The following is an 11,316-nucleotide window of genomic DNA, read 5'->3' as shown; positions in this document are numbered from 1 at the left end:
TTTTGAAGTATTATGGAAATAATAAGGGTGTTTTCTATACCCTTTGATATAGTGAGTTGTAAATCTCCTGTAATGCCTATTTGCGCTATCTGATTGAAAAAATTTGCATTCATCGTTTTAAAAATTTTAATTGTTGTTTAATCCTTCTTTTATTGTTGTCAGCTTCTCGTACATATCTGTCCAGTAGGCGTTCTGCTTTTTGTCATAATCGGAGTAGCTTTCATTCTCATGCCTGTATTTTTTATACCGTTTGGTTATACGGATTGCTTCGTTAAGGTTTGTTACTTCAATAGGGCAACCGTTTAAATCTATTACTTTCATTTTCTGCTATTTAAAGGTAACCACCCGTAGGCGGTCACCTGTGGTTAAACATTCGGATTAATTGAAATTGAATACATCTGAACCGATTTTCTCGAAAGAAGTACACAATTCAAATGCTTTCTGTGATTTGATTTGAGCTGTTCCACCCATTACAATACTTTGTGACTTGGCTTCATCATCTTTGTAATTGCGTACATTCTGATAGTAGCCTGTCACGGCATTGTACGCCCCGAACAATGTGCCTTTGGTGGTATCCATTTGTTGAGTGTCGCTTGTCATAGCGTATGCAAAGGCATCTTGCACCACATTTTTGAACACGGTGGAAACTTCATCTTCCGCACCCTTTTTAAGCAAATCCAATGTTTCCCTGTTCGGGCAAAGAGCTAATTGGATTAGTTTTTTTACTTCTTGGTCAGTCACCTTTACTTTAGCCCACTGATTGAATATTCCTTCTAACTGGTTGCTTAAGGTATCCGCCAAGCCCATAACTTTGTGGGCATTTTCCAAATGCTGTTTTGCTCCCGAAGTATGTTTGATGCGTACCACGTTGCTCATCGAACGAAGCGAGGCGTTAAGGGTATTTTGGCAAACAATACGGATAGGGGTGAAGGCTGCTGTTATGCTTCCACTGCCATCGTGTGAAGTGGTTAGGAAAATGTACTTTTCCGTTACATCATCGCCATTTCCTACACGGATATAATCGGGCAGTTTTGCGGTGATAAAGATGCGTTCCCCTTGTCCCAATGCTCCCGCGGTTTCGTACAATATTCCTTGTGAACCACCTACAATAGCATCAAAGAAATTGAAAGCTTCACAGTTTTGTACGATGTGATAGTCTTTGCCTACCACCCCCAATACTGCATTGTTATCCGTACGTATATTGGCAAAATAGTTAGGGACTTCCAATTCGTTACTTCCAATCTCGATACTGTCAGCCGTTTGGATAATACCCGAACCTTTGGTAAATAGAGGACTTTTAACGACTTCGTAATCTAACCCTGCAAATTTTATAGCATCCTCGCTTGTTGGGTATTGCTCTACAATTTGCCCTAGTCCGTGCCACGCTTTTTCCTTTACGCTAAAGAATGAATAACGTCCTGTTTCGCTGTTAAAATTGATATTATGTGCCATGATTTTAAATTTTAAATTGTTTAAATTATTTAGGTGCTCGTTGTTAAAATGGTAGATCGTCCTTTGTATCGTCATTGTTGTTTCCTGTAGGAGCCTGTACCGCTTCGGCTTTTTTACCGCCCCCGTGAAGTTTGATTTGCGAGGTGTTGAAGTTCAGTCCTGCGTGCGGTTGTCCGTCACTGCCTGTCCACGCTCTTGCGCTCACTTTGCCTGTCAGTTCTACCACCGTACCTTTTGTGAGTATCTGCGCTACTTTTGGACTAAGCCAATAGGCGCAGTCGAAATACGTTGTCTGCTCTATGCGCTCGCCTGCTTTGTTTTTATAGCTGTCGTTGATGGCTACCGAAAAGTTCACTACTGTTTTGCTGTTCGACACGTTGCGTACCTGCGCATCCGCTGTCACTCTTCCTGTGATGTTCATAATTTCTACGATTTTTAGTGATTAATTTTTTTTGAAATTTTATTCGGCAATGAGAGGAGGTGCTGTTTTGTTTCATCAAATCCATTTGTAATATTTTATTTCTCATTGCTGACATTTTTTTTATTCGTCTAAAGAGCCGGAGTATGCTATGTTTCGTTTCATGAGCATAAAAAGGTGAGTGTTTAGCAATAGCAAGGCTTTGATAAAAAATACAACCCGGATGGGTGGAGATTTTTTATCAAATCTGAAAGATTCGGCCTTGCTACTGCGTTAAGAACACGGAGTTACCTTTGCTCTTGAAATGGGACAAAAGCATACTGGTTATTGAATTTAAAAATGAAGGGGAAGCAATGATTTACCAGATAAGTATGAAAGATTAAACTATGCATCCTGCCCGATAGACAAATAGTTTTGGAAGACGCTTTTAAACATTCCAGGGATTTTGGATGCGAAAAAGATTATGTAATGGGAAGATTGTTTTCAAGAAGTCGCATCAATCCTGATGTGGGTATCTTGATCAAGATGTACAATATCTTTCCTTCAATTATGTTTTAATTTCGTAGTTTTGTATACCTTACTAACTGATTTATGGGTGAACACGACGAAAAGGCTGCCGAAAAACCATTGAAAATCATGGTTGCTTCAACCGTACTCAACTCTCAAGATATTGTGGAGCAGGTCTGCAGTACATTAAGTACCTACGGATATCAAGTTATGAACTCACATTTCAAAACCATACCGACTAATCCTAAGATATCTAACCTTCAAAACTGCCTTAATGCCGTTGAGGCAAGTGATTTGGTGTTTGGAATTATTACTCCCAGATATGGTGCAGTCATTGCCGGAGATTTGTCTATCACGCATCAGGAAATGAGAAGGGCTATCGAACTGGAAAAGCCTAGATGGTTTGTTTCACACCGTGATATTTATGTTGCAAGGGAGTTATTGAAACAATATATGTATTTACCAGGGCCTGCCCCGCAGGCAGCCAATCCTGATTTTGTATTCAAGAGGACAGGAGTTCTAGATGATATAAGGTTGGTACATCAGTATAATGATATAATTCGCAATGAAATAGATCCGGACAAGCGTACCGGACATTGGGTTGATGAATACTATCGCCTGGCAGACATTTTGAAGGTTGTTGAAACCCAGTTTAAAGATATAGATAGAGTTCGTGCTATCGTAGAAGCAATGAAACCATAGAAATGAGAGAAGAAGACCAATTACATAGTTTATTAAAGGAAGGCGAAAGTGATCAGATGGAATTCAAAAGTTCCATTGACAAGATGGCTATTGGTAAAGCTATCTGTAGTTTCTTGAATGCCAAAGGCGGGCGGATATTGGTAGGCGTAGATGATTTAGGACAAGTACGAGACATTCCTAATGCCATTGAACATGTGGAGAGGCTGAAGATTTTCCTGCTTTCTGAAATTGTTCCGGAGGCACCGATAACCATCAGCAATGAGCCGATAGATGACAAGCAGATTATTTTGCTTAAAGTCTATAAAGGATCCAAGCAGCCTTATATTTTTGACGGGAACATTTATTACAGGGAGGGAAAGGAAACTAAAAGGGCCACTTCCAACCAGATTTCGGAACTTATCCATGGCAGGCAAAAATCTGAAATTCATTGGGAGCGCAGTCCTGCTATAAATGTAGAATTGGAAGATTTAGACCAAAAACTTATTCGCTCAACTATTGAGGAATCAAGAAGAAACCACCGAGGTAATTTTGAATCAGACGATCTGCTGGATTTCCTGTCCTATTATGGTCTTTATGAGAATGGCTATTTTAGCAATGCCTGTGTAGTATTATTTGCAAAGAACCCATCAAAATTTATTCCCCAGGTACGTGTCCGCTTAACAGAGTATGGCGATTCTAAAACCAATAATTCGTTGTTAAGAGATGAAGTTATGGAAGGCAACCTGTTCGATACGCAGGACAGGCTTGAACGCTACATAAGCAATTTGGGAGTGAGAAGCGTATTTGCATCCAACCAATGGAAACGGGTGGATTTCAAATTTCCAATCAAGGCCTTGCAGGAAGGCGTTATAAATGCTTTAATGCACAGAGACTACAGCAATCAATCCAGCAGTGCTGCCATCAGTATTTATCCGGATAAAATTATTATATCAAATAGCGGGCATCTGCCAGGAGACCTTAAGGTCAGCGAACTTAAGAAAAGCCATACATCACATCCGGTCAATCCAGATATTGCCCATATTGTTTTTCTCAGGGGATTAATTGATAAGTTAGGAAGAGGTACTTTGAAAGTGATCGAAGAATGCCACAAAGAAGGTCTTAAAGATCCTGTATGGAAAGATGCAGGTGATGGTGTTACACTTACCTTTAATGGACCAAAAGCATTACCTTATAAAAGAATGGCAAGAGATGATGATTTTAGAGATGATTTAAATGATGGTATAGATGAGGGTTTAAGTGATGGTATAAATAAGCTTTTAGATGCTGCGGTAAATGATGGTTTAATTGATGGTATAAGTGATGGTATTAGAAGCGAGCTAATGAAGATCGTATCTTTATTAAGAGATAATGAAGGATTGAATGCAAATGGTATTATAGATGTGATGGATAAATCCAAGCCAACTGTTGAAAGATATTTAAGTATTGCTAAGAGTGCTGGAATAGTAGAGTTTAAGGGATCAAGAAGAACAGGAGGTTATTACCTGACAGATACGGTTAAGCATGTCATCAAATAGAATAGAAACTAAAGCAATAAGTTTTATTACCATTATTAAGTTCCATTATTGTAGTAATACAAGAGTACAAACTAATGGTATAATTATATTCATTTATCAGGATAGCTAGTTATTTCCTTTTAGCAATGATGGTTTAAATGATGGTTTAAAGTTTAGTCTGCTTAAGGCTAAAAGCATACTATAACAATTACATTTATTATAATTCCTAAACTAAGATCAATTTCACAACTATCGCATGGGTTACAATTTAATTTCAGGAACAAGTCAGCGCTTCTATCATACAATTGAAAGTGATTTAGATGCTATTACCACATCTCCGACACGTGAAGGAATTTTTAAAAATCTGTCTCAAATAGGTTATGATAAGTTTCCGGAATTTATCCTTGATATATTAGTAAAAGTTGAAGGCCATACTGCAGTTGATGTAACTGATGGCCAAGGTGATGAGAAACAAGATATTCTTACTACTAATACTAAGGGAGAAAGATGTATAACACAGTGCAAGCATACAGGGAATTATCAATCTCATTATAATGGCAATGACTTAGATACATTAGTCGTAGCGTCTATGAGAAAAGACTGCCAGCAAGGTATTTTTGTAACAAATGCGGATCTAACGCCTCAAGGAAAGAAATACATTAATGATGAAGAATATAACAGAGGAATCAAAAGTCCGGAAGATTTTCGAGACATAAGTTACTGGAATGGGTTTAAAATCTGGGAGAAAATAAAGAACAATAAGGATATATTGAATAAATGGTTTAGCGACCTCGGGCAAGTTCATTCTCTGCGCAGTTTTAAATTTGATCTTACCGTGCAGGAATTCCCATATGATGACCGTGATGAAGGCGAATCGTTTAATAATATTATCTCTAAGCTTAAAAGTAAAAAATGGGTTAAGGAAGTTGAAGAAGGATTGGTCTATAGAGGCAATTTTTCATCGAGATACGAAGTGCATTTTAAAAGATGGTTTCAATTCACAGGTGGCCTTGATATTAACTTTATTCCTCCAGGCAATAATTTAGATTTTATAAACAAAGCATTATATGCATTAACTATTGAGGTAAAAATAAAATCAGATAAAAATTATTCTCCATCAATTATACGCCAGGATATAGTAAATAAAATAGCAAAAGAAATTTTGCCAATATCACAGCCGGGTAAAACGTGGTGGCATATCACCACCAGCAAGATTAAAAGTTTTATATATATTCATGACATTCAGGAGCCACGTGAAATTGACCTGACTTCCTCTTTAACATTTATAAGTACTGAAAACGGAAAAGTTTTCCCTGAGCTAAAGTACTGCACCGATCTTAAAGGTAAATTTAAAACTATAAATGTTGATGAGGATATTGTAATGGTGCATCGCAACTCGGGAATTTCAGTTATTCCATACTTTGAACAAAAGATTGATCCGGTTCAACAGTACGACAACCAGATTATACAACAACGACAGCTTGCGGAAATTGCATCTTATAATTTCTTTGCAGTAAAAAATATTGATTCGTCTTATTTAATGAGGGTAAGAAGATTGCTAGATCATCATTGGGTGGCTTTGCAGATGGATGATGACACAATCATTTGGGCCGTAGACCCCGATACAGACCCTGAAAAAATTGACCTTATTCATGGCAGAGTTGAAACACTGGGTGTTAGTATTTTACGAATTCCGCCAGAAGAAATCCCAAAAATCCTGAAAAACATACAAAAAGATCTGTCTCCCAGCACGTGGATGTACACACCAGATATTGATTCTATAAGTTTTCCAATTTTGCTGGAGAAGAGAATATTTTGGCTTTCAAAGGAATTCTCTTTAGCAAAAGAAATTGATGTTGAAATGGCAATGGAGCTATTAAAATATAAATATACCTATGAATCCAGAAATGGATTTGATAATATGGTAACTGATCAAATGGCAACACATTCGACTGAACTAAAATCCTTATTGCTTGACATCCTGAATATTCGAGGAAACAAAATGTTAGATTTAGGATTTTCTAAAAGTACAATTACCCTGTATATGCGATTTCGTGAAATTGGATTGGAATCTGCGGACGTATTGGCTGCAAAATACATTAAGGAATTTCAAAAGGTCATGGATGAAATTCAACTATTGTAGTAACTAAATAAGAGATATTTATTAGCATTGGTTTTTATAAGGCACTAAAATGGAAATAGTAAAATCATATACAATACAGAGAAACAAGGAAATGACTTACCCTGAATCAGTTAAGGAATTAGATTTAATAACTAAGGACGCTAGCCAAAGATCCCAATGATATAAAACTCAGGTCCTGCATGACCATGTTTTCAGAAGTTGAAAATATCAATCCAGTATTTCAGGAAGTTCTTAACCGATACTATAAATGATATCCGAGATGAGCAAACAATATGTTTCGTTAATAAAATTTAGGAATGGCAATAAACTGGAACAATATACGTCCGTTAAATAACAGCCTCAATGATGGCTTTGAAGAATTGGTATGCCAGCTGGCTTCACGAGAAATCGTAGTCGGTAAGGATAAATTTTGGAGGATGGGCAAACCTGATGCTGGAAAAGAATGCTACTGGATTTTAGAAAATGGCGATTTACACATGTGGCAGGCAAAGTTTTTTACAACAAGTTTCTCGGCTACCCAATGGACAGAAATTGATAAGTCGGTCATTACGGCTATTGATAATCATCTGAATCTTAAAAAATACTGTATAGCTATACCTATCGACATGCCGGACGGCAAGGTCAAAGGAAAAAAGTCAATGCTGGATAAATGGAAGTCAAAGACCCAGGAATGGATTGATTATGCCAAAACAAAAGGTATCTACCTTACATTTGATTTTTGGGGCAGTTCCGAACTTATCACAAGGCTTTCCAAAAAGGAAAATGAAGGAATAAAATATTTCTGGTTCAATCAGGAGGAATTTCTTGATACATGGTTCAACTATAAAAATCAGGAAAGCACAACCGCTTTGGGAGCAAGATATACCAAAGATTTGAATGTCGAATTGCCGATAGCCAAACTTTTTGATGGTATTGCCAGAGATGAAAATTTTAAAAAGCAATCAGATGAACGCTATGCTGAGTTTATAGAAAAGTACCGCGACATCAGGATTACTACTGACAATGCAATTATCAAAGAAAACCTTGAAATATTAGATGTAATTATCAATAAAGCAAAAGAGGATTATAAAGAAATAGATTTTGACGGACAAGCAAATTTGGGTTTTGATAATATTATTGAAAGTTTGGAAGCAGCATACGATCCAACAGAGAAAGTACTGAGAGATTTTTATGCCATGAGGTCGGAAAAAGAAAAAAAACCTGAACCTCACGCTTACACCCGTCCCTTCGCAACAGAAGTTAATGCTGTCGGAAAGTTCATTTCTGCAATAGGTGATTACAAAGATTTTTTAACAGGCGACACAGTGTTTCTTGCTAACCATCCCTACCTGTTGTTGGTGGGAGAAGCTGGAATCGGAAAATCTCACTTATTTGCTGACGTCGTAAAAACGAGAAGTGAAAAACAGCAGAAAAGCCTTTTCCTTCTTGGGGAAAATTTTTCTAATAGAGATTTGCCGTGGACACAAATCCTGCGCAATCAGTTAAGAATTAACGGAATTGATGAGCTCGTATTTTTAAGTGCGCTTAATGCTCAGGCCGAAAGTGCTCAAACGAGAACTGTAATTTTTATAGATGCCATAAACGAAGGAGAGGGTGTATCAATATGGCCTAATCGTTTGAAGTCATTCATAGACTCGGTGAAATCATTTCCGTGGCTTGGCCTTGTGCTGAGTTTGCGTTCTTCGTATGAGCGATTAATGGCACCTGATGCACAATTTGACGAATCTGTCATTCTTAAAGTCAAGCACGAAGGATTTGCTAACTATGAATATGAAGCAACTAAACGGTTTTTCGATTTCTACGGTATCATCGAGCCAGGAACACCGATATTGAATCCTGAATTTCACAATCCACTATTCTTGAAATTGTTCTGCAAATCAATCCAGGCAAAAGGATTAACACAAATACCCGCCGGTGTGGACGGCATTACTTCCATAATAGAATTTTACCTGGACAGCATCAATACTAAGCTTTCTGCGGCTACCGAGCTGCATTATGATGAAAGTAAAAAATTGGTACACAAGGCAGTCAGTGCAGTATTGTCTCAGATGGTCGATGCAGATCAGGAGTTTCTTTCCTATGATAATGCCACTACGACAATTGATTCCATTTTTTCAGGCAATTGTTATAAGCCTGAGCCATTCTTAAAAAAACTGCTTTCCGAAGGTGTTTTTAATAAAGATCTCAGATGGTCGGATGATGGTAAACAGTTTGAAGTAATATATTTTGCCTACCAAAGGTTTCAGGACCATCTTACAGTTTCAATGCTTTTGGATAAACATTTGGATATGGAAAACCCGAAAGACTCCTTTGAAAAAGGCAAGCTTCATGAATTGCTCAAAGACGACGTGGCGTGCTGGAAAAATCAAAACTTGATTGAGGCTTTCGCAATACAGCTTCCTGAAAGGACAGGAAGAGAAATATTTGAGCTCGCCGAACATGCAAAATCATTTTATCAGATAGCGGATGCTTTTTTAAATTCCCTGATATGGCGAAAACCTGAAAGTATCGGCGATGCTGCTAAAGATTTTGTGAATGATGTCATCGCTCACGATGAGGAATTATTCCATAGGTTTTTAGGTACTGTGATATCAGCATCAATGAAACCGGAATTTTATTTTAATGCGGAAAGCTTGCACAACTTTTTAAGTGGCTTTACGATGGCAGATAGAGATGAAACCTGGACAATTTATCTTCAGGATAAATATGGCGACAACAGCAGTACAAATGCTGTAAACCGTTTAATAGATTGGGCTTGGAAAGATGACGTTAAATCACATGTATCCGATAACGTAATGTTGTTAGCCTGCACGACTCTCGCATGGTTTTTATGTAGCCCCAATCGTTACCTTCGGGACGCTACGACAAAAGCATTAATCTGTTTACTTGAAAATCGTGTGCATTTGATTCCTCGCCTTTTGGAGAAGTTTAAAGATGTCAACGATTCCTATATATTTGAAAGACTGTATGCCGTTGCCTACGGATGCGTATTAAGATCGGGAAAGAGTCAGTCGTTGATGGAATTGTGCAACTATATCTATGACAACATTTTCAACAAGGATATGGTGATACCCAACATCTTGCTGCGGGACTATGCCAGGGGTGTGATTGAATTTGCATTACACGAACATTTAGAATTAGATTTCGAAATCACTAAAGTCAGGCCTCCGTATAAAAGCCAGCGGCTTCCAGTGAAATTTCCTTCCAACAAAGAAATTGATGATAAGTTTGAGCCCGATGGTGAAGAAGGACACTACGGTAAAGGTCAATGGGGTTCTACGGCAATATTTAGATCTATGACTACCGAGTACGGCAGAAAGACTGGCGGTTACGGTGACTTCGGTCGATATGTATTCCAAAGTGCTCTGAGCAATTGGAAAATAGATTATGATGGATTAAGCAATTATGCTGTCGAGAGAATTTTCGAATTGGGCTATGATCCCAAAATATTTAGTGAATTTGACAGCAGACAGGGATCAGGAAGAGACGGTGGTCATAACGAGCGGATGGGGAAAAAATACCAATGGATCGTGTTTAATGAATTGTTAGCAAGGGTATCGGACCAGTGTGAGCTTTTAGATGAATCCGAATGGGATGAAAAAGGGAAAACACTTCCATACGATGGACCGTGGTACCCAAATGTAAGAGACATTGACCCAACTATGATAATCAAAGAAACCAAGGCCGAACGTTATAAGAAATACACGCCCAATTGGTGGTTCAATACTAATTTCAATTCATATGCTTCACCAATAAAGGATTGGCTTATAGGGACAGATAATTTGCCTGTACCATCAGATATACTGGAAGTTGCGGATTCTGATGGAAAGAAGTGGCTATGGCTTGATATAGATTTAAGTTGGACGGAACCGGAAACCCTTGGCGAAGATAAATATGGAAGTGCCCGAAAAAAACTTTCTTATTGGATATCAAGTTATCTTGTCCGCCGGAGCGATCTTGTAAACATCGAAAAGAACTTTAAAGGTGATTTTTTCCGCAGTGACTTACCGGAAATCAGAACAATGACACATGTTTTTTCCAGGGAATATTATTGGTCTGCAGCTTTTGCGTTTCATAATAAACCCTATTATAGTGGCGAGGATTGGATTGAAGTCTACAGCAGAAAAAACAGTAAGCTTATCGGAGAATTCCACCGCACCAGCGAATATTTTTTATGGGAGGAAGAATACGACTGTTCTAAAAGCGATTCGATTTATTATCACAAGCCTGTTCAAAAAATTAAGGAAGGGCTTGAAATGAAATTTTCCAAGAATGAAGGAGAGTTTGTAGATGGCAATGACGAGCTTGTTTGTTTTGATCCCTCTGTTAATAATAAAAGCCTTACTGGATTACTAGTAAGGAAAGACAAGTTGATCGAATGGCTGGAAAAGGAAGACCTTGCCTTGCTCTGGAATGTCAAGGGCGAAAAACAAGTACTTGGCAACTGGCATTGGAAAAAAGGTGAGTATTTGGGACAACTTCAAATATCAGGATTGTACAAATTAGAGAATCATGAAATAAATGGAAAGCTGGGATTTCTAAAAGCTAGGTAAAGTATTAAAAGAATAGCTGTTCTTAAATGAGATATTAATTACGAAATG

At 37.9% G+C, this 11,316-nt stretch carries 7 protein-coding genes and 2 pseudogenes; 5 read left to right on the top strand and 4 right to left on the bottom strand.

Annotated features, from left to right (window positions below):
* The 4 genes and pseudogenes from DR871_RS16585 to DR871_RS16225 form a co-directional block, all read right to left on the bottom strand.
* Positions 1–113, bottom strand: a pseudogene (locus DR871_RS16585) (prtrc system protein e); the annotation flags it as partial.
* A 13-nt stretch (positions 114–126) separates the two neighbouring features.
* A complete protein-coding gene (locus DR871_RS16235) occupies positions 127–321 on the bottom strand; it encodes a hypothetical protein (RefSeq protein WP_113667246.1) in 195 nt (64 codons plus the stop codon).
* 57 nt (positions 322–378) lie between these two features.
* Positions 379–1,452 carry a DUF932 domain-containing protein gene (locus tag DR871_RS16230; protein ID WP_113667245.1) on the bottom strand — a complete coding sequence of 358 codons (1,074 nt, stop codon included), beginning with the start codon at positions 1,450–1,452 and terminating at the stop codon, positions 379–381.
* A gap of 43 nt (positions 1,453–1,495) precedes the next feature.
* Entirely contained in the window at positions 1,496–1,873 is a 378-nt protein-coding gene (locus tag DR871_RS16225) for a single-stranded DNA-binding protein (RefSeq protein WP_113667244.1), read from the bottom strand.
* A 588-nt stretch (positions 1,874–2,461) separates the two neighbouring features.
* Between DR871_RS16225 and DR871_RS16220 the strand changes: the two genes are divergently transcribed.
* The 5 genes and pseudogenes from DR871_RS16220 (at position 2,462) to DR871_RS16200 (ending at position 11,268) form a co-directional block, all read left to right on the top strand.
* The gene (locus tag DR871_RS16220; protein ID WP_113667243.1) at positions 2,462–3,079 is read left to right on the top strand and encodes a DUF4062 domain-containing protein; all 618 of its coding nucleotides are present in this window, start codon (positions 2,462–2,464) and stop codon (positions 3,077–3,079) included.
* A 2-nt stretch (positions 3,080–3,081) separates the two neighbouring features.
* Positions 3,082–4,593 carry an RNA-binding domain-containing protein gene (locus tag DR871_RS16215; protein WP_113667242.1) on the top strand — a complete coding sequence of 504 codons (1,512 nt, stop codon included), beginning with the start codon at positions 3,082–3,084 and terminating at the stop codon, positions 4,591–4,593.
* A gap of 235 nt (positions 4,594–4,828) precedes the next feature.
* Entirely contained in the window at positions 4,829–6,715 is a 1,887-nt protein-coding gene (locus tag DR871_RS16210; RefSeq protein ID WP_113667241.1) for a restriction endonuclease, read from the top strand.
* 158 nt (positions 6,716–6,873) lie between these two features.
* Positions 6,874–6,966, top strand: a pseudogene (locus tag DR871_RS16670) (DUF1810 family protein); the annotation flags it as partial.
* A gap of 45 nt (positions 6,967–7,011) precedes the next feature.
* On the top strand, positions 7,012–11,268 hold the full coding sequence (locus DR871_RS16200) for an NACHT domain-containing protein (protein WP_129752559.1): 4,257 nt from the start codon (positions 7,012–7,014) through the stop codon (positions 11,266–11,268).
* The last annotated feature ends 48 nt before the right edge of the window (positions 11,269–11,316 follow it).

Source organism: Flavobacterium petrolei, assembly GCF_003314435.2.
Classification (GTDB): Bacteria; Bacteroidota; Bacteroidia; order Flavobacteriales; family Flavobacteriaceae; genus Flavobacterium; species Flavobacterium petrolei.
This window is presented reverse-complemented; position numbering and strand designations above follow the sequence as displayed.